The 19,501-nt window shown below is 45.7% G+C and carries 21 protein-coding genes; 6 read left to right on the top strand and 15 right to left on the bottom strand.

Annotation, left to right across the window (positions count from 1 at the left end):
* Window positions 1–24: 24 nt before the first annotated feature.
* Genes U2H13_RS06085 through U2H13_RS06070 form a run of 4 tightly spaced genes read right to left on the bottom strand, consistent with a single transcriptional unit; the run spans window position 25 to window position 2,779 of the window.
* Window positions 25–918, bottom strand: coding sequence for an RluA family pseudouridine synthase (locus U2H13_RS06085; protein ID WP_160216808.1), 894 nt, complete (start codon window positions 916–918; stop codon window positions 25–27).
* 14 nt (window positions 919–932) lie between these two features.
* A complete protein-coding gene (locus U2H13_RS06080; protein ID WP_003155018.1) occupies window positions 933–1,733 on the bottom strand; it encodes an NAD kinase in 801 nt (266 codons plus the stop codon).
* A gap of 17 nt (window positions 1,734–1,750) precedes the next feature.
* On the bottom strand, window positions 1,751–2,386 hold the full coding sequence (gene yjbM / locus U2H13_RS06075; RefSeq protein WP_003155019.1) for a GTP diphosphokinase: 636 nt from the start codon (window positions 2,384–2,386) through the stop codon (window positions 1,751–1,753).
* A gap of 27 nt (window positions 2,387–2,413) precedes the next feature.
* Complete coding sequence (locus tag U2H13_RS06070) at window positions 2,414–2,779, bottom strand: hypothetical protein (protein ID WP_012117290.1); 366 nt, start codon at window positions 2,777–2,779, stop codon at window positions 2,414–2,416.
* Between the two features lie 124 nt (window positions 2,780–2,903).
* On the opposite strand from U2H13_RS06070, the gene U2H13_RS06065 reads away from it, so the two are divergent.
* The 5 genes from U2H13_RS06065 (at window position 2,904) to U2H13_RS06045 (ending at window position 6,146) form a co-directional block, all read left to right on the top strand.
* Window positions 2,904–3,476, top strand: a complete 573-nt coding sequence (locus U2H13_RS06065; RefSeq protein ID WP_029973141.1) for a CYTH domain-containing protein — start codon at window positions 2,904–2,906, stop codon at window positions 3,474–3,476.
* A gap of 4 nt (window positions 3,477–3,480) precedes the next feature.
* On the top strand, window positions 3,481–4,167 hold the full coding sequence (locus U2H13_RS06060; RefSeq protein ID WP_100261698.1) for a lytic transglycosylase domain-containing protein: 687 nt from the start codon (window positions 3,481–3,483) through the stop codon (window positions 4,165–4,167).
* A gap of 228 nt (window positions 4,168–4,395) precedes the next feature.
* Window positions 4,396–4,794 carry a thiol management oxidoreductase gene (locus tag U2H13_RS06055; protein WP_100261697.1) on the top strand — a complete coding sequence of 133 codons (399 nt, stop codon included), beginning with the start codon at window positions 4,396–4,398 and terminating at the stop codon, window positions 4,792–4,794.
* Window positions 4,791–5,693, top strand: a complete 903-nt coding sequence (gene spxH / locus U2H13_RS06050; RefSeq protein ID WP_003155024.1) for a protease adaptor protein SpxH — start codon at window positions 4,791–4,793, stop codon at window positions 5,691–5,693. Before U2H13_RS06055 ends, spxH begins: the two co-directional genes overlap by 4 nt.
* Before the next feature lie 285 nt (window positions 5,694–5,978).
* On the top strand, window positions 5,979–6,146 hold the full coding sequence (locus tag U2H13_RS06045; RefSeq protein ID WP_003155026.1) for a hypothetical protein: 168 nt from the start codon (window positions 5,979–5,981) through the stop codon (window positions 6,144–6,146).
* Between the two features lie 37 nt (window positions 6,147–6,183).
* On the opposite strand, the gene pepF is transcribed toward U2H13_RS06045, so the two are convergent.
* The 3 genes from pepF to mecA all read right to left on the bottom strand — a co-directional run bounded on the left by pepF (window position 6,184) and on the right by mecA (window position 10,209).
* Window positions 6,184–8,013, bottom strand: coding sequence for an oligoendopeptidase F (gene pepF / locus U2H13_RS06040; RefSeq protein ID WP_094296111.1), 1,830 nt, complete (start codon window positions 8,011–8,013; stop codon window positions 6,184–6,186).
* Between the two features lie 227 nt (window positions 8,014–8,240).
* Complete coding sequence (locus U2H13_RS06035; protein WP_376700734.1) at window positions 8,241–9,401, bottom strand: competence protein CoiA family protein; 1,161 nt, start codon at window positions 9,399–9,401, stop codon at window positions 8,241–8,243.
* Window positions 9,402–9,552: 151 nt separating this feature from the next.
* Window positions 9,553–10,209: an adaptor protein MecA gene (gene mecA, locus U2H13_RS06030; protein WP_003155032.1), complete on the bottom strand. Its 657-nt coding sequence runs from the start codon at window positions 10,207–10,209 to the stop codon at window positions 9,553–9,555.
* A 275-nt stretch (window positions 10,210–10,484) separates the two neighbouring features.
* On the opposite strand from mecA, the gene U2H13_RS06025 reads away from it, so the two are divergent.
* Window positions 10,485–11,141, top strand: a complete 657-nt coding sequence (locus tag U2H13_RS06025; protein ID WP_014417421.1) for a TerC family protein — start codon at window positions 10,485–10,487, stop codon at window positions 11,139–11,141.
* A gap of 56 nt (window positions 11,142–11,197) precedes the next feature.
* Here the strand turns inward: U2H13_RS06025 and spx are convergent, their stop codons facing one another.
* The 8 genes from spx to U2H13_RS05985 form a co-directional block, all read right to left on the bottom strand.
* Window positions 11,198–11,593 carry a transcriptional regulator Spx gene (gene spx, locus U2H13_RS06020; protein ID WP_003155034.1) on the bottom strand — a complete coding sequence of 132 codons (396 nt, stop codon included), beginning with the start codon at window positions 11,591–11,593 and terminating at the stop codon, window positions 11,198–11,200.
* A gap of 178 nt (window positions 11,594–11,771) precedes the next feature.
* Entirely contained in the window at window positions 11,772–12,350 is a 579-nt protein-coding gene (locus U2H13_RS06015; protein WP_007409110.1) for a GNAT family N-acetyltransferase, read from the bottom strand.
* Window positions 12,351–12,467: 117 nt separating this feature from the next.
* The gene (locus tag U2H13_RS06010) at window positions 12,468–13,655 is read right to left on the bottom strand and encodes a putative glycoside hydrolase (protein ID WP_376700733.1); all 1,188 of its coding nucleotides are present in this window, start codon (window positions 13,653–13,655) and stop codon (window positions 12,468–12,470) included.
* A 106-nt stretch (window positions 13,656–13,761) separates the two neighbouring features.
* Window positions 13,762–14,679: an oligopeptide ABC transporter ATP-binding protein OppF gene (gene oppF / locus U2H13_RS06005; RefSeq protein WP_017417453.1), complete on the bottom strand. Its 918-nt coding sequence runs from the start codon at window positions 14,677–14,679 to the stop codon at window positions 13,762–13,764.
* Window positions 14,672–15,748, bottom strand: a complete 1,077-nt coding sequence (locus U2H13_RS06000) for an ABC transporter ATP-binding protein (protein WP_003155039.1) — start codon at window positions 15,746–15,748, stop codon at window positions 14,672–14,674. The genes oppF and U2H13_RS06000 overlap by 8 nt, the downstream gene beginning before the upstream one ends.
* 12 nt (window positions 15,749–15,760) lie before the next feature.
* Window positions 15,761–16,678, bottom strand: coding sequence for an oligopeptide ABC transporter permease OppC (gene oppC, locus U2H13_RS05995; protein WP_007409113.1), 918 nt, complete (start codon window positions 16,676–16,678; stop codon window positions 15,761–15,763).
* A 3-nt stretch (window positions 16,679–16,681) separates the two neighbouring features.
* Entirely contained in the window at window positions 16,682–17,617 is a 936-nt protein-coding gene (locus tag U2H13_RS05990) for an ABC transporter permease (RefSeq protein ID WP_014417417.1), read from the bottom strand.
* Window positions 17,618–17,723: 106 nt separating this feature from the next.
* A complete protein-coding gene (locus U2H13_RS05985; protein WP_014417416.1) occupies window positions 17,724–19,358 on the bottom strand; it encodes a peptide ABC transporter substrate-binding protein in 1,635 nt (544 codons plus the stop codon).
* Window positions 19,359–19,501: the final 143 nt, after the last annotated feature.

Here is a 19,501-nt window from a genome sequence, read left to right as displayed (position 1 = left end):
CGAAACCGGCAAACGGTTCGGGCTTTACATGTGTTCAATTAATGTTTTCATATCGTCAGGCACCGGGGCGTGAAAAACGAGCGTTTCTCCGGTCATGGGGTGTACGAATGAAAGCCGCTCACTGTGAAGAGCCTGCCGCGCAATTCCCTCATTTTTTCCGCCGTACAGTGTATCACCCACTAACGGATGGCCGAGGTAGCTCATGTGCACCCGGATTTGATGCGTCCGCCCCGTTTCCAGCCGCAGGGCTGCAAGCGTAAACGCATGTCCCGCTTTTTCCGTTTGAAAATGCGTCACCGCTCGTTGTCCCTCCGGCGTTACCATCCGCTCAATAATACTGTCGTGTTTTCTTCCGATGGGCGCGTCCACCGTTCCTTCCTTCTGCGGCATGATGCCGTGTACGACAGCGAGATACCGCCTGCTGACAAGCCCCTTCTTCTGCGCTGCTGACAAAAGAGAATGGGAAAGCCGATGTTTGGCGATCAGCATCGCCCCCGATGTATCCCTGTCAAGGCGGGTGACAAGATGAACCGTTGATGGCACGCCGCTTTTCCGGTAGTGGCTGATCACTCCGTTAGCGATGCTTCCCGACGGATGTTCTCTTGATGGAATTGAGGAGACATACGGCTGTTTATTGACCACAAGCACATGGTCATCTTCATAAAGAATATCAAGCGGAACCGGCTCAGGCAAAAGCGTTTCACTCACATGCTCCTTCGGAAATTCAATCTTAAGCACGTCTCCGTCCGCTAACACGGTGCGGACGGTTACATGCTCTCCGTTCACAAGCAGGTCTCCCCCGCCGAATTTAATGTCAGCGAGTAGCCGCTTTGAAATGCCGAGCTGCGCCGTATATTCTTTTACCGTCATGCCGGCTTCCCGGGCAGTCATGTTCTTTTGGATAAAAAAGTTGTCCAATCCGTTTCCTCTTTCTATTCGCCTTTTCCGATAAAGGAGTCCTGCACCCTTTTCCAAAACGGAAAAGGGCGGAATCTTGCAAATCTGACTTTTTCATTTGCCACACGGCATAGAATGGACTTGACATCCTTATGCAGCAAGGTTAAATGATCAATCGTGACTTGAAAGTCGACGTCGTTTCTCGGTTTGATGACACAGTTATGATGATCGGGAAGCAAAAGCGGCGAACCGACAGTCCTGAACACTCTGTTGTTGATGGATGCCATTTCCGCAAGCTGAATCGCCCTGATGGAAGGGTGGATGATCGCGCCGCCTAACGCCTTATTATAAGCCGTGCTTCCGGAAGGCGTGGACAGACATAAACCGTCTCCCCTGAACGTTTCAAACAGCTGGCCTTTAATTTCCACGTCAGCGACGAGACTGCCTTCTATGCTTTTGATCGTACATTCGTTCAAAGCCAGATACCGCTCCTCACGCTCTTCATCATGATAAGTGACAATCACCTCAAGAAGGGGATACTCCACGGTATGATACGGCGTTTTGGCGATGGCCAGAACGAGCTTTTCTATCTCCTGCGGAACCCAATCGGCATAAAAACCCAAATGCCCCGTGTGAACTCCGACAAACGCCGTTTTATCGAGACGGTCGCTGTACCTGTGAAATGCGTAAAGAAGCGTTCCGTCACCGCCGACGGAAATAACGATTTCCGGCTCTTTTTCATCCAAGGTCATATCAAAATCGAGTAAATACGCCTGTATTTTGCTTTTCAGTGTATCTGAAACCTCGTCTCCTTTTGAAGAAACGGCAAATTTCATGCCATTCCCCTCCTTTCCTACTGGCGGTCTCCCGCTTTTTTCTTTCGCGAGAACGCGGCTTGGGCTTCCTGGATTTCTCCGCGGATTTCTGACATTTCTTCATCGAGCCGGGATGCGGCTTCTGAGGCCCGCTGCAGCCTCAGCTTTACTTTTTCGGGAATGTTCCCGCTGTATTTGTAATTCAGTGAATGCTCAATGGTTGCCCAAAAGTTCATGGCAAGCGTCCGAATCTGTATTTCCACAAGAACGTGCTTTTCACCGGACGTTGTTTGTAAAGGATATAAAACGACAAGGTGGTAAGACCGATATCCGCTTTCCTTATGCTCTGCTATGTAATCCCGCTTATCGACAACGGTAAAATCTTTTCTGGCAAACAGCATATTTTTGACGATCTGGATATCATCGACAAATTGGCACATAATACGCAGCCCCGCGATATCCTGCATCGTTTCAATCTGATGAAGCGGTATGCTTTTTCGTCTCGCTTTTTCAAGTATGCTCGCCACCGGCTTCACGCGGCCTGTCACAAACTCAATCGGTGAGTGGTCATCTTCATACTCATAAAGGGTTCTGACGCCTTTCAGCTTCACCTTTAATTCTTCAACAGCCTGGCGGTATGGCGCTAGAAATTGCTCCCATTGTTTGTCATCCATCGTACATCCCCCAATTCCGAACCTGTTCTAAAGAAATACGTTTTTCACTTTTTCTTCCATATCTCCGTAGTTTGCATTATCTTTAATATTTTCAAGAAGATAATCGAGTTCTTCATGCAGCCCTGAAAGTTCAACCGTTTTTCCGCCGGCCTCAAGGACCGCCGGCTTTCTTTGGTCTAAGGCTTCTTTCAGATCCGGCCAGATATGTTCTTTTATAATGACATATTCAAAAGAGTCAGCTGATTCAAGTATGTATACAAAAGCAAAGTGATCGGAATCAACAAGCATTTGACCTGAGGCTTTGCGTTCCGCTCCGCTTAAGTCCTCTCCGCACTTCAAGCGGAGCGCGTCTTCTGTTAATGATGCATTTTGGATTTCAATTCTCTTTTGCATAATGTTCTCCTTTTTTAACAAAGTACAGCATTTATTTTATCATATCAAGGTCGATATTGATAAACGTAACCTCTAAAGAGATAATGGGAATTATACAAATTTTCGTCCTGAAAGGAAGACTGTCATGACCCAAGAAATAGAAATTGAATTCAAAAACCTGCTGACAAAATCAGAATTTCTGAAGCTGAGTGAAGCACTCTGCATGAAAGAACATGATTTTAAACAGCAGGTCAATCATTATTTCGACACGAAAGATTTTTCCCTGAAACAAAAAAAATCAGCACTCCGCATCCGAGAAAAAGACGGCGCGTTCGTTCTGACGTTAAAAGAGCCTGCCGCGGTCGGTCTGCTGGAAACCCATCAAGAGCTTGCGGCACCTGATCTTGACGTCTTCAAGATTCCGGAAGGCCCCGTCAAACGTCAGCTGGAAGGTCTCGGAATCAACTCAGAACACATTTGCTATTTCGGAACGCTGTCGACCGCACGCGCGGAAAAAGAATCAGAAAAAGGCTTAATCATTTTAGATCACAGCCGATATTTAGAGAAAGAAGACTTTGAATTGGAATTCGAAGCTGCTGACTGGGATGAAGGAAAACGGGGGTTTGAACAATTGCTCAAGCAATTCGGCATCCCAGAGCGGATCACGAAAAATAAAATCCAGCGTTTTTATGAACAGAAACAAAAAAAGGTGGAATGACACAGTGAATATAACGAATTGGGCGGCCCTTCTCCAGCTGCAATCAATGGCGCTGCAATCAATCTCTCATACAAGCACGGCTTCAGGCGGACAATCTTCAGAAAGCCCGCTTGCCAATTTCAGCGCGCTGCTCAGCCAGTATACGGACACAGCCGTCCGGCAGCAGCCGGAATCAGGAATTTTAAACGGCGTGCGGACCGCTCACGCTTCTTATTCACCGAGAATTCCCGTTTCATCCGGTTACGCGGCAGCTTCACAGACCGCTTCCCCAAGCATAAAGTCTGCGAATGCGGCTTCTGACATCAGCACCGGAAACTTTTCAATAGACAGCGCCATTCAGAAAGCGGCCGAAAAATACGGAGTGGACGAAAAGCTGATCCGCGCGGTTATTAAACAGGAATCAGGCTTTAATCCGAAAGCGGTCAGCGGTGCGGGGGCAATGGGACTGATGCAGCTCATGCCTTCCACGGCAGAATCACTCGGGGTGTCAAACCCGCTTGATCCCGTCCAGAACGCTGAGGGCGGCACGAAGTACTTAAAGCAGATGCTCACGAAATACGACGGAAATGTATCTCTCGCGTTAGCCGCCTACAACGCAGGCCCCGGCAACGTAGATCGGTACGGAGGCATTCCGCCGTTTAAGGAAACACAGCAATATGTCAAAAACATAACCAAACAGTATTACGCGTAAACCAGAGAGGCTTCCTTCGCCCTCTGGTTTTTTTGCGGAGTGAAATCTTACACATGAATGAAGGCGATGTGATATGATATGAAATACAAGCGCCTGACAGAAAGGCACTTTGTTTGTAGAAATAAAATGTTATTGCTAAAATATACAGTAACTGAAGATAGTAAAACTGAAAGATAAATTCGCAATGGGAATTATGATTCCTATTAGCCATATAAAGGAGTAGTCAACATGGGACAATCGTTTAACGCACCATATGAAGCGATTGGAGAGGAACTTCTATCGCAACTTGTTGATACTTTTTATGAGCGTGTCTCGTCTCATCCCTTGCTGAAGCCGATATTTCCAAGTGATTTGACTGAAACGGCCAGAAAACAAAAGCAATTTTTAACCCAGTATTTGGGCGGACCTCCTCTTTATACTGAAGAGCACGGACATCCCATGCTCAAGGCAAGGCATCTCCCCTTTCCGATTACGGACGAGAGGGCTGATGCGTGGCTAAGCTGTATGAGCAAAGCGATGGATGATGTCGGGCTGGAGGGCGATATTCGTGAATTTCTGTACGGGCGTCTGGAACTGACGGCCAGGCATATGGTAAACCAGTCAGAAGCGGAGGATCGATCATATTGACGAATTATCAGCATGAGCAATACTTCGCCCATTGCCACGGACATCCAAAAAAACCGCTCGAAATTTACATGTTTGTCGACCCTTTATGTCCTGAATGCTGGTCGCTGGAGCCCGCCATAAAAAAATTAAAAATCAAATACGGACGTTTTTTTACGCTGCGGATCATTGTTTCCGCGAGCATTACATCGCTGAATAAGCAAAAGCGGAAAAAACACCTTCTTGCCGAAGCTTGGGAAAAAATTGCGAACCGTTCCGGGATGCCCTGTGACGGAAGCCTTTGGCTTGAGCAGGATCAGCCTCTTTCATCGCCCTACCTTGCCGCACTCGCTTTAAAAGCGGCTGAACTGCAGGGAAGAAAAGCGGGCATTCTGTTTCTCCGCAGCATGCAGGAAAGCCTGTTTGTTTCCAAGCAGAATATTACAGATGAAGACGTTCTTTTAGAAATTGCCGAAAAGACGAAATTGGATGTTGAAGAATTCAAGCGCGACCTCCATTCGCAAAGCGCGGTAAAAGCGCTTCAGTGCGATATGAAAATCGCGGCGGAAATGGACGTCACCGTCAACCCGACATTGACGTTCTTTAACAGCCTGCATGATGATGAAGGGCTGAAGGTCCCCGGCAACTATTCTTATGACGTATACGAAGAGATCTTATTCGAAATGCTCGGGGATGAACCGAAGCCTTCTGAAACGCCGCCTTTGGAATGTTTCATTGAATATTTCCGGTTTGTCGCATCGAAAGAAATCGCACTCGTTTATGATTTGAGTCTAGAAGAAGTTGAAAAAGAAATGAAAAAACTGGCATTCGCCAAAAAGGTCGCCAGAGTGGAAGCAAAGCACGGTCTGTTTTGGAAATCTCTGGCCGGCACCCAGGAGGATGTCACCTGTTGTGATCATTAAAAAAAGCTGATTCCTTACGGAGCCGGCTTTTTTTGTGCAAATAAAGAAACCGCGCCGGGATAAGCGCGGTTTCATATGTCTTAACGACAACAAAGGGGATGGGAGAAATTTTTCACGGTCAAACAAAGGGGTAATGTTTGTTTGTGATCAATTTCACATCCTTATCATATCAAATCTTGTCGAGTTTTGACAAGCCATAAGATTAATGTTCATATTTTTGTCACAAAACATAACTGACTGCTTGTTTTCATAGAATATATCAATGAAAAACAAGGAGGGAAATCAATGCTCCGCACCGTATTGATCATCGGAATGATTGTGTTTTTCTTCTTTTTAAACCTGCTGGCCATGATGCACATGCTGCCGATTTACATTACATCTCCCCTGCTGTTTCTGTCCATATTGTTTGCCTTGTACCGGCTGAACCATAGAAAAACGTTTAAAGGGTTTTAGGAAAAGCCTGCGCAACTTATGCACAGGCTTTTTTGAATTACGAAGGGTTCACTTTCGAAAGAAGCTCTTCCATTTCGTTCAGCTTCTCTTCAAACATTTTGCAGGCCGCCTCGATCGGTTCAGGCGATGTCATATCGACTCCCGCTTTTTTCAGTATGTCGATCGGATATTCCGAGCTTCCCGCTTTTAAGAATTCGGTATAGCGCTCCACCGCAGGCTTGCCTTCTTTTAAGATCTGGCTGCTCAGCGCTTGGGCCGCACTGTAGCCTGTCGCATATTGATACACATAATAATTGTAATAGAAATGCGGAATTCTTGACCATTCCAGACTGATTTCTTTATCAATCACCATGTTGTCACCGAAATACTTTTTATTCAGATCATAATAAAGTTCGTTCAGCAGTTCAGGCGTCAGCGGCTCGCCTTCCTGCGCTTTCGTATGAATCAGATGCTCAAATTCAGCGAACATCGTCTGTCTGAACACTGTGCCTCTGAATCCTTCAAGCATGTGGTTGAGCAGGTACAGACGCTGTTTTTCATCCTTTAAGCTGTTCAGCATATATTCACCGAGCAGCGCTTCATTAGTCGTTGAAGCGACTTCAGCGACAAAAATGCTGTAGTTACCGTACGGATACGGCTGATATTTTCTCGTATAGTAGCTGTGCACGGAATGGCCGAACTCGTGAACGAGCGTAAACAGATTATTGACATTATCATGCCAGTTCATCAAGATGTACGGATTCGTGCCGTATGTACCGGACGAATAAGCACCGCTGCGTTTTCCTTTGTTTTCGTATACATCGACCCAGCGGTTTTCAAGTCCTTCTTTTAAAATAGACGCGTATTCCTCGCCCAGCGGAGCAAGTCCTTTGAGCATATAATCTTTCGCTTCCTCATATGTGACCTTCATTCCCGAATCTTTTACGAGCGGTGTGTACAGGTCATAAATATGGACTTCATCAAGGCCGAGCACCTTTTTCCGCAGGTCAATGTAACGGTGTAATAACGGAAGATGTTTATTTATCGTTTTAATAAGGTTATCGTAAACTTCTTCAGGGATGCTGTTATTGGATAAAGCCGCTTCCCGTGCTGATTTATATTTTTTCACACGGGCGTAAAAATTATCTTTTTTCACAGTGCCGCTGAGTGTAGTCGCCATCGTGTTTTTATACTGTCCGTATGTTTTATATACAGCTTCAAATGCGTTTTTGCGGACTTCACGATTGCTGCTTTCCAGAAAATTAATAAAGTTGCCGTGTGTGATTTGAGTTTCCTTGCCGTTTTCATCTTTAATCGACGGAAATGTAATATCGGCGTTATTTAAAACGCTGAATGTATTGGAAGGCGACGACAGCGCTTCTGAGGCTTCCGCAAGCAGGGCCTCTTCTTGTTCGCTCAGCACGTGCGGGCGCTGTTTTGTAATTTCTTCAATTGCATGGGAGTAAAGCTTAAGCTCTTCTTTTTCCAGAATGAACTGGTGCAGCTTGTCCTCCTGAATCGCCAGAATTTCCGGTTCAATGTAAGCAGTCGCGCTTGCAGCCTGAGAATACAGGCTTGCGGCTTTGTCGTTCAGCCCTTGGTAGAAAGAATTTCCCGTATCCTGGTCTGAGCGCATATGCGCGTATGCATAAAGTTTCCCAAGGCGGTTCGTCACTTCATCCTGTGCCGTAAGCGCCGCGTATAAATTATCAGCCGAATGAGCAAGTGTGCCTTTAAAAGAAGATAAATTCGGGATTAATTCTTTAACTGCTTGAAATTCTTTATTCCAAGCCTCATCACTAGGAAAAATATCCTCTAGTCTCCATGTATGCTCTGCCTTTACTTCACTTCTGTCAGGCAGCTGTGCTGCTTTATTTTCCTTAGTCATGGTGATCCCCCTCGTTTTCTTTACTTCAAGCCAATTGAAAAAACGATTGTTTCTCCAAAAACTTGTGTTGTGATTATCTTCCGGCTTTTCACTGCCTTTTGTCAAATCATATGCGGTATATAAGACCGAGCATACCAATAATACAGTGAAAAAACGAAAACAAAATGCTTGTACGCCCCTCACATTCGCCACCACCTTGACGTTAGGGTGAACGAAATGAAGCATTCTCATTCCCCAAAAAAGAGCAGATCCCGCCGGCGCAGCTCTTCTGCCGTTTGAGGGCGCTTCCATTGAGATGAGGGCATATATACTTCATTCTCAATTTCCCTTAAAAAATCCTGCAAGCATAAGAAATCAGCATATTGTTTTACCGCCATTCCGATAAGGCTATCTTGTGAACCATACCTCATCCGGATCTCCTTACGCCTGATTTTTTGCCGTAAATCATGAACCATGCCGGATAATCGGATTGACGCGCCTTTTTTAGAAAGTTCCGCAATCCGTAAGTATAAATGGCCCTGCCACACAAAAACGGGACTTGCAAAAACAAAGCCCGCTGAAACGGGAATAAACACTTCAGATGGGAGAAATGGAAATGCAACCTGATGTCTTTCGTAAAAAAGACGCCGGATAAGACCGGCATCTTCAGATAAAAACCGCTCGCTTTTGTTGCGGAAGCCGGCTACGGCACGTCCCCACGAGGGAAGTCTGACGCTGTGCCGCCCTTCCGGATGACAAATGTCTTTCAGGTTTGCTTTGTGAAGAGGGATTGCGGTTAAGCCGGCATAAGAATAGCCGGTGTAAAACGGAGTGATGGAATGCAGCCTGTAAAAGGAGCGGGCGTCGGGGCAGTAAAACAGTAAGGAGGAAAATGAATGGACTTCAAAGAACTGCCAGTGAAAAGCAGAAAGCCGGAAAAATTGCGCGGCCATCCGTTTTAACCGTTTTGCCCCGATGATCCAGACCGGCCGGTAACCGGCATTTTTCAGGCCTGCCGTCCGGCTCTTTAAAGAGTCCGCCGAAAGGTTCGCACATTGAAATTCAAAAGCCAGCCTCTCTTCTCCGCTTACTGCCGTCAAGTCAGGCCGCTGTCCAGCGGAAGTCAGATACGGTTCCAGGCTGACACTGCACCCTTGTGTCTTTAGCCAGAGAAAAAGCTGCCTTTTTCCTTCCAGATGGTATTCGCTTTCGGGTTCGGATTCCCCCGGACACAGCCTGCTTTTTTTATGAGCGAAGTGCGGCAGTTTCTCCCGTCCCAGTTTGATATCAAGCTCACTTTTGCAAACAGGGCAGAACCAGCTTTTCTTTCTCAGCTCCGCCGCTTTTTCCTTTGAATAGCTTCCGGCCAGCTGAATGAGCCGTCCGTCGGCAGTCACAGCACTGAACATGTTGCATCTTCTCCTTTCCTGAATCTTGTTGTATTCAGCAGGAAGAAGGCATAATCCTGTTTGCGGATGAGAGCCCGTTATACGGTTTTCAGCCGTTCATCGTGTCATTCAGAACAAAAAAAACCGATTTCTGCTGAGAGAAATCGGTTTGTTATGATGCAAAGTGTTTTTTTATTGTATATAACGCATGATCAGCGATCACCAATTTGCCGTATTCTTCAAGACGGTGAATGCTGACTGATGATTCGTGCGCGTACTCCAACAGGATGCTTAGCTGATTTTCAACCTCTTCATCAGTTTGCTCATAAAAATCTGCATATAAATAATATCGGTCTTCAAACGAATACAGGGTCGTTTTGATTCCGTTAAGATTCAATTTTGATAGCGAGATGAGATCCTCAAAATCATCGAACCGCAAAGTGAACTGAAGCTTTTGCTCCTTATCTTCCCGGCTCTCGGCCTGCTCTTCTTTCTGGAAATCATCAAGTAAAGCATCGAGATTTTCATCTGCCGGCTCTTGTTTTTTATCTTCCGGGATCGGCAGTTCGAGTTTTTGTCCGTCCTTGGAAAGCTGGGCTTTTGTTACGATTATTTCCAGTCCTTTGTCCAATGCCTGAACCTGAATCCAAAGAGGACCCTCGACAGCGAATTCTTCTTCATCATGCACTTCATCCATGACTTCCCAGAACAGTTCTTCACTGCGCTCGCGATTGTACCAGATTTCTTCTCTGTCAAAACCGCGATCTTCAATATCACCATAAGACATATAAAATTTTACAGTATGCTCATTAATTCTTTCTATTTCCATTTTGCCAACCTTCCCTTCTTTATAAGATGTTGAAGGGACATCTAAGCTCCCGATGAATAGTACTTTACTACACTTTACCCATTCCGTCCACATCTTAACCTTATAGAGGACAGCGCAAATTCTTTATATTTCTATTTTATGATAAAACAGTTATAAAAGAAATAAAAAAGCATTTTCACACCGAAAAACAGGCTTTCTCCCGGTTCCCATCATAAATAGCGCACTGCTTCATATATTAGCTGTACAAGCAATCGATCTATAAGCGAGGTGTTACCATGCCGCACGATTACCTGCTGTCCCTTCTGCTTATTATCGGGATTGACCTTATTCTCGGCGGTGACAATGCCGTCGTCATCGCGATGGCCAGCCGGAATCTGGCTCATAAACAAAGACAGCAAGCGATCATCTTCGGAACGTTTATCGCAGTCGTCTTGAGAATCGTTCTGACGAGCGCTGCGGTCTATTTATTGAATGTTCCTTTTTTACAATGCGCAGGCGGGGTATTTTTATTGTATCTCGGCTATCAGCTTCTGATTGAGAAGAAAGATGCGCAGCATGTGAAAAGCAGTTCTTCTCTTTGGAAAGCCATCCGCACAATCGTTCTGGCTGATATCTTTATGTCGCTTGACAATGTCATCGCAGTAGCCGGCGCTTCTCACGGTGAGCTGACACTTGTAGTGATCGGTCTCTTCATCTCGGTGCCGATTATCATTTGGGGCAGCAAGCTCGTTCATGCCGCCATGGACAAAATGCCTTTATTGATGTACGCCGGGAGCGGTCTTCTCGCATTTACCGGCGGTGAAATGATTGCCGGAGACAGCAAGCTGTCATTTTTCATGGCAGAACACGGCATTATACAAATGATGCTGCCGATTTTGACCGTCGTATTTGTTATCCTCGCCAGTATGATTTACCAGCAGACTGAAAAATAAAAAAAGCCCAAACCGCGATGGCTTTGGGCTTTTTCCATGCTTATCATAAGCTTATATCAGTTGGCAAGACGCTGTGCTTCTCTTAATTGGAAAGAACGCACTTTTCTTGGCAGGAATCGTCTGATTTCATCTTCGTTATAGCCGACTTGCAGACGTTTTTCATCAATGATGATCGGACGGCGGAGCAGTCCCGGATGCTCATTGATCAAAGTATATAAGTCTTGAAGCGGCATAGATTCAACATTTACGTTCAGTTTCTGGAATACTTTAGAACGGGTAGAGATAATTTCATCCGTACCGTCTTCAGTCATACGCAGAATCTGCTTGATCTCATCAATTGATAACGGCTCGGAGAAAATGTTTCTCTCTACAAACGGAATCTCGTGCTCTTCAAGCCAAGCTCTTGCTTTTCTGCATGACGTACAGCTAGGTGATGTGTATAATGTAACCATTAATCTTCACTCCTCTAATTAGTAGGATGAACATGTTTGTATTCTCAAATTGAAATGACTTTAAAAAAGGAATCTTTATAGGTATTATACTATAAAAAAGTAAGTGTGAACAGTCTCCTGAGAAAAAAATGTGTCAATCCGGCAAATTTACGGCTGGCGGATTTTTCCCCATTCTCAATTAGCTCAGCTGATCGAAAATGTTTTTTCGTTTTTTCTCATCAATGACTTTGAGAACTTCATCCGTTTTTTCGTATGATTCTCCGTACCATTTTTCATCTTTATAAGTGTGAATGTTTTCATATGTCTGTTTCATCGCTTCAAACATTTCTTCTTCTGATTCCGTCTTAGGTGACCAGTACAGAATCTCCATTTTGTTCACTTCATTCGTAGCCAATGACCGGCGCCGATACCCGATTGACTGCGCGTGTTTGAAATGCTCTCTTTGATAAAAACGCAAGCGTTTCTGTGTATCCGTGTCATCCTCGTCAACAGGCTCCACCTCAAGCAGAATCGGCTTGTTTTTCTTTTTCAGCCTGCCGATCAGCTTGCTTCCGAGGCCTTGTCCTCTGGATTTCTTTGACACAAACAGGTAATCAATAAAGATGAAAGAGTCAAATTCCGCATACATCAGCACGTGGTACTGCCCCTCTTCTTTATGATAAACATCGCTTTGCTCCTTTAACAGAGCTTCCATATGCGCTTTTGATTTCATTTCTTCAATCGGAAAATATTCACTCAGCTTTTCGTACCAGTTCATTCATTTGCTCCTTATGGGTTCGTTGTCTTCACACTTTTAGATATACCCCATTTCCGATTGTTTAAACAATCTTACATCTATTAAGACGTGTGATCCTTTAACATGGTTTCAATTTTTTTAAAATGGTGTGTAATCGACGTTTTTGGTATAGCGGTTTGCCGCGTCCCACAATAAAAATTCGTCAATTCCTTCATCATGCAGCGCTTTAACCTGGTCTTCCACCTGGCGTTTTCCGTACTTTTGATAATTTCCGCTGCCGAGATATGATGCCGTGAAGTCCTGAAGCCACGGACGCGATACAGGCGGGTGTTTCAGCTTAGACAGTTTTTTATTTTCCACCTTCGCGTATTCTTTGACGACATTGTAAGGCTCAAGATCCGGCTTATCAATGCCGAAATAGCTTGTCCAATGGCTCGGATAAATCATGGATGAAATGACATCGACCTGTTCTGAAATCTTGCTGAAATTCTGGCCGATCCCCGGCGCTTCCGGCAGCGTGGCAGAATAGCCGAAAATATCAACCGACACATCCGCGCCGTACGGCTTGAGTTTTTTCTTCGCATAACCGACAAAATCGGTGACGGCGTGAACGCGTTTTTGCACATTGCTGTCTGCTGTTTTCCCGTAATCGCCGTGTCCGTATGTCAGTTCGTCATCACGTTTTTCAAATCCTTCAGGAAAACGGACATAATCAAACTGAATTTCTTGAAAACCCATCTTTACGGCTTGTTTTGCAATCTTTACATTGTAATCCCATACTTCTTTCATAAACGGATTGACGAACGATTCGCCGCGGCCGTTTTTCCAGACACTTCCGTTTTTTTCTTTAAAAGACCACTCCGGCTTTTCGTTCGCGAGTTCGCTGTCTTTAAATACGACAATACGCGCGATCGGATAGATCTTTTTTTCCTCCAGCTTTTTCATCATCTTTTTTGGATCTTTGATGTACGGCTTGGCGATTTTGGCATACTCAGAATGGCCGTCCGGCTTAAAGGTGAGGTTTCCGTTGTCGTCCTTGACATCAATCACCATTGTATTGAGCTCCGTTTTGTCCACAAAGTCTGTCAGCTCCCCGAATTTGCTTCCTCCCGCCGAATGCCCTGTGACGTAAATGCCCCGCACCTTATCAGGATGTGTAAAATGCAGCCCTGACGGATAAGCGAACCGTGCATTTGATTTCGGCAGTTCTTTTTCAGCCAGCGCTATTTTTACAAGCGGCTGCTCCTCTTTCGCAGCGCCGTGGGCCGGATAAGCGGCTGCACTGATAAACAGTCCCGCACAAATGGCGCACAAAATGGTTTTCATACTGATCTCCCCCTTTTTTTCCATTATAGAAAAACGGGAGCAGGCTTAATAAACTTGAATGTGCGCAAAAAAATCCTCCAAGACTGAGTCTTGGAGGAAGATAGGTTTATAGATAGGTTTTAAATTCAGCTTCTGTGCACATGACAAAATGTCCCGGTTTCACTTCTCTGAATTCCATTTTTTCTCCTTCTTGGAGCTGATGAACTGCCGGATCGTATTTCTTTCGCATGCGATTTCTTTCATAGTCCGGATCAGGGAGCGGGATAGCGGACAGCAATGATTTCGTATATGGGTGAAGCGGGTTTTCGTAAAGCTCATCCGCCGGCGCAAGCTCCACCAATTTTCCGAAATACATGACGCCAATGCGGTCGCTGATGTATTTGACCATTGATAAATCATGGGCGATAAACAGGTAAGTGAGCCCTTTTTCTTTCTGCAATTCTTTCATTAAATTGACGACTTGCGCCTGAATGGAGACGTCAAGCGCCGAAATCGGTTCGTCCGCGATGATAAACTCCGGATCAACCGCCAGCGCTCTGGCGATTCCGATACGCTGGCGCTGTCCGCCCGAAAATTCATGCGGGTAGCGGTTGGCGTGCTCTTTATTTAAACCGACCGTTTCCAGCAGTTCGTGAACCCGCTGCATCCGCTCTTTTTTCGTTTTTGCCAGGCGGTGAATATCTATTCCCTCGGCAATAATGTCGGCGACTGTCATTCTCGGATTTAAAGATGCGTACGGATCCTGGAAAATCATCTGCATTTTCCGGTTAAATTCCAGCAGCTTCTTGCGGGATTTTTTCCCGTGGACATTTTCCCCGTTAAAGAGAACTTCCCCGCCGGTTGCCTCATATAGCCGGATAATGCTGCGGCCCGTCGTTGATTTACCGCAGCCCGATTCTCCGACAAGGCCGAGCGTTTCGCCTTTATAAATATCAAATGACAAATCATCTACGGCTTTTACCGTTCCTTTCTGCGTGAAAAAATGCTGTTTTAAATGTTTGATTTCGAGAAGTTTCTCAGTCATTTTTTTCACCTTCCTTCATTAAAACAGGATGCTGATACGTATTCGGAAGCTGACGGATTTTAGCCTTCACCGCTTCAGGGGGCTCGACCTTAGGCGCATCAGGATGCAGAAGCCACGATTTCACAAAATGCGTATCAGACACTTTATACATCGGCGGTTCCTGTTCAAAGTCAATTTTCATCGCATATGAGCTGCGGAGCGCAAATGCATCCCCTTTCGGAGGATTCGTCAGATCAGGCGGCGTGCCCGGGATGGCCGTCAGTTTTTCCTGATCGGTGCTGTCCAGGCTGGGCATTGAGGCAAGCAGCCCCCACGTATACGGATGGCGCGGATCATAAAAGATTTCATCCACCGTGCCCGATTCGACGACCTGACCTGCGTACATGACGGCGACCCGGTCGGCGACATTGGCGACAACGCCAAGATCATGCGTGATAAAAATGATAGACGTATCAATTTTCTTTTGCAGATCTTTCATCAGCTCAAGGATCTGTGCCTGAATCGTCACATCAAGCGCTGTTGTCGGTTCATCGGCAATTAACAGTTTCGGATTTGCCGCAAGCGCCATCGCGATGACGACACGCTGTCTCATCCCGCCTGAAAATTCATGGGGGAATTGGCCGATCCGTTTTTCGGGCATCGGAATCCCGACGAGATCAAGCAGCTCTATGGCGCGCTTTTTCGCCGCTTCACTTGAGATTTTTTCATGTTTGAAAAGCACTTCCGTAATTTGTTTGCCGACTCTCATCGTCGGGTTCAGGGAGGTCATCGGGTCTTGGAAAATCATTCCGATGTCCTTTCCTCTGATGGCCTGCATTTCTTTTTCAGACATCGGCACGATATCGCGTCCGTCAAAAAGAATCTGTCCTCTTTTAAAGTAGCCCGGCGGCATCGGAATCAGCTTCATAATCGCTTGGGAGGTCACACTTTTTCCGGAACCCGACTCCCCCACGATCGCCAGCGTCTCTCCTTTATTCAAATGGAAATTCACGCCGCGGATTGCCTGTACCTCTCCGCCGTATGTTTTAAATGAAATGGCTAAGTCTTTTACTTCTAGCAAACGTGTCACTCATATCACTCCTTATTTGCGTAACTTAGGATCCAGCGCGTCTCTTAACCCGTCGCCGACAACGTTAAAGCCGAACATCGCCAGGCAGATAAAGCCGGCAGGGAAGAACAGACGCCAAGGGTAATAGGTTAATGCAGGCAATCCGTCTGAGGCCATCGTTCCCCAGCTCGCAAGCGGCGCAGGTACGCCGAGGCCCAAATAACTTAAAAACGCTTCTGTAAAAATCGCCGTCGGAACCGTCAGTGTCATCGTTACGAGGATAGAGCCCATCGCGTTCGGGACGATATGCTTAAACAAAAGCCGGCCGGTTTTGGCGCCGAGTGTCTGTGAAGCAAGCACATACTCCTGATTCTTTAATTGCAGCACCTGTCCGCGGACGATTCTCGCCATATTGATCCAGCCCGTGATTGTCATGGCGACGATAATGGTGAGCAATCCTTTCGGCAGGACAACCATCAGCAAAATAACCATTAATAATGAAGGAACAGCCCACAGAATGTCGGCGATGCGCATCATCACTTCATCTGTGCGTCCGCCGCGGAATCCGGAAATGCTGCCCCAGATTACGCCGATTAATAAATCAAGCACGGCAGCTGCGACACCGATAAAGATGGAAATCCGCGCGCCCACCCATGTCCGGACGAATATATCCCTTCCAAGGTCATCCGTGCCGAACCAATGATCTTTCGACGGCGCTTTATCCGCATTTAATAGATTGGTAGTCGCATAATCATACCTTGAAAAGACAGGCGCAAAAATCGCCATCAGAATAATAAGAACGATCAGTACGAACCCGACCATCGCAAGCTTATTGCTGCGGAAGCGGAGCATGGCGTCTTTCCAGAGGGAAAGGCTTTTTTTATTTATTTTTTCGGCATCGCCGGCATTAGCTGAAGCTGGTTCAAACATGTTTTTAGGAATGTTCTGCATGGTCTAGGCTCCTTTCTTTGCTTTGGAAAGCTTGATTCTCGGATCGATTAATCCGTACAGCACGTCTACAATTAATACGCATAAAAGCAGGAGCACGCTGAAGAACACGGTAACTCCCATAATGACCGTATAATCACGGTTTGTAATGCTGTTTACAAAATGCGCGCCTAAACCGGGAATTCCGAAAATGGATTCAATGATGAAACTTCCCGTTAAAATGGATGCCGCCATCGGCCCCATATATGTCACGACCGGCAAAAGCGCGTTTCGAAGCGCATGGCGCACGGTGACTGACGGACGGGAAAGTCCTTTAGCTTTTGCAGTCCGTATGTAATCGCTGTTTAACACTTCAATCATGCTTGAACGGGAGAGTCTGGCAATGAACGCCATCGGCATGGAAGCGAGCGCAATAGAGGGCAGAAAGGTGTATGCCCAGGATTCCCACCCTGCGACCGGGAACAGTTCTAATTTAATTGAGAAAATATATTGCAAAATCGTCGCCAATATAAAGCTCGGAACTGAGATCCCAAAGATCGTTAAAATCGCAATGGTATAATCCTGCCATTTATTATGGTACAGGGCAGCAAGCACCCCGAAAAGCACACCGAACGCTAAAGCGAGGAGAATAGCTTCTGCACCGAGAGTGAATGAGACGGGGAAGCCTGAATTGATTAAATCATTAACACTTTGGCCTTTATATTTAAAAGAAGGTCCGAAGTCCCACATCGCCACAGATTTTAAGTAGCTGGCATATTGAACGAAAAGAGGCTTGTCCAGGCCATAGTGTTCGTTTAAGTTTGCCTCAATTTCAGGCGGCAGCTTTCTTTCGCCGGAAAATGGTCCGCCCGGCGCTGCCTGCATTAAGAAGAATGTGGCGGTCACAATCACAAACAATGTGATGATCATGTAAATGAATCGTTTACCGATATATTTCAGCAAGGTGAACACCTCCATGTTTTTTACAATTTTATACGTAATCAGTAAGAAAGGTATATGGGGACATCCTCCCCATATACCTTGGGTCTTTTGTTTTCAGAACCGTCTTTTATTCAAAAGAAGCGTTTCTGAAGTAAACTTCGCCTGTTCCGGTCAAGATTACATTTTTGAGGTTTTTATCCTGCACCCAAGGATCCGTATAGAAATAAACTGGCGCGACCGGCATTGCGTCAATAAAGATCTTTTCTGCTTTTTTCAGCTCTTCGATACGTTTATCCGGATCCGTTTCAAGCTGAGATTGGTTCAGCAGCTTTTTAAACTCAGGATCTTCCCATCCGGTATCATTGTTTCCGCCTTCTTTATCACGGAACAATTCAAGGAAGTTGATCGGATCGTTGAAATCGCCGAGCCAGCCCATACGCCCGATTTGGTAGTTCTGGCTGTGCAGCTTGTCGATGTAAACATTCCATTCGGAGTTATCAAGCTCAACTTTGACGCCTAAGTTCTTTTTCCACATTTCCTGTACGGCCTGCGCGATTTTCGCATGCGCGTCATCCGTATTGTAGGACAGTTTGATCGCCGGAAGGTCAGAGGCATTCTTGACGCCTAATTCCTTCAGTCCTTTATTTAAGAATTCTTTAGCTGATTTGACGTCATTGTCTTTGAAATAACCTTTTGTGTTATCCTTGAATCCCTTCATTGACGGCGGCACCGCAGCCATGGCCGGGATTTGTTCGCCCTGCGTTACATTTTTCACGATGGACGAGCGGTCGATCGCATAAGCAAGGGCTTTACGGATGTTGACATTGTTCAGCGGTTTCGCTTCTGTGTTGAATTTGTACCAATACACGCCTGCGATCGGTTCAACGTGAAGAGATCCGTCTTTTTTCAATGTCGGCAATGATTCAGTCGGAAGCTGGCCGAGCGGCATCCCTGCCCAGTCAAGCTCACCGGCCTGGAATTTTTTCAGTTCGGTGTTGTTATTGTTAATCATCACCATGTTGATTTTCTTCAATTTCACAGCGTCTTTATCCCAATATTGATCGTTCTTTTCGAGCGTGATGGAACCGCTGTGTTTCCAGGCCGTCATTTTGAACGGGCCGTTTGACACGTAATTTTCGCCTGCGTTTGTGTTCCAGTTTTTATGTTTTTCAGCAATTTTCTTGTTGACCGGCATATACGTATAGAATGAAGTTAATTGCGTGAAATAAGGTGTCGGGTTATTCAGTTCAACCTTTAATGTTTTGTCATTTACGGCTTTTACGCCTACATCATCAATCTTGCCTTTTCCTGTATTGGCAGCTTCAGCGCCTTTGATGTAGTAGAGCTGATAAGCGTATTGTGATTCGTTGTTCGGGTCAAGCGCCCATTTCCACGCATATTCAAAATCCTGCGCCGTCACAGGGTCGCCGTTAGACCATTTCGCACCGTCACGAATCGTAAATGTATAGGTCTTTCCGTCTTTGCTTGTTTCAATTTTAGATGCCATTCCTTCTTCAGGCTCACCTTTGGAGTTTACGCGTGTCAATCCTTCAAAAGTCTGTCGGATTACGCCTCCTGACACGGAATCATTCGCTAAACCCGGATGCAGTGAGAACGGCTCGGTTTTAATATTGATATTAAGTGAAGTCTGTCCTTTGGTGTCTTTTTTACCGCCGCCTGATCCGCCGCTGAATCCGCCGCACGCACTTAATACAAGCGAGAAGATAAGCATCAAACCTACAATAGACCAACGCTTTTTCATGCACTAACCCCCTAATCAAATTTTTCAGCCTTTACTACTAAATACTCAGAAATATCAGACAAAATAACTTAATATTTTTCTAAACTTTAATTGTGTTCCGTCTTTTCTGATTATTTTATGTAAAGAAGCTGTAACAATAGAGT

Source organism: Bacillus sp. A1, from assembly GCF_042296235.1.
Taxonomy (GTDB): Bacteria; Bacillota; Bacilli; order Bacillales; family Bacillaceae; genus Bacillus; species Bacillus velezensis.
Note: the sequence above shows the minus strand (reverse complement) of the source record. Positions and strands in the feature narration are given on the sequence as shown.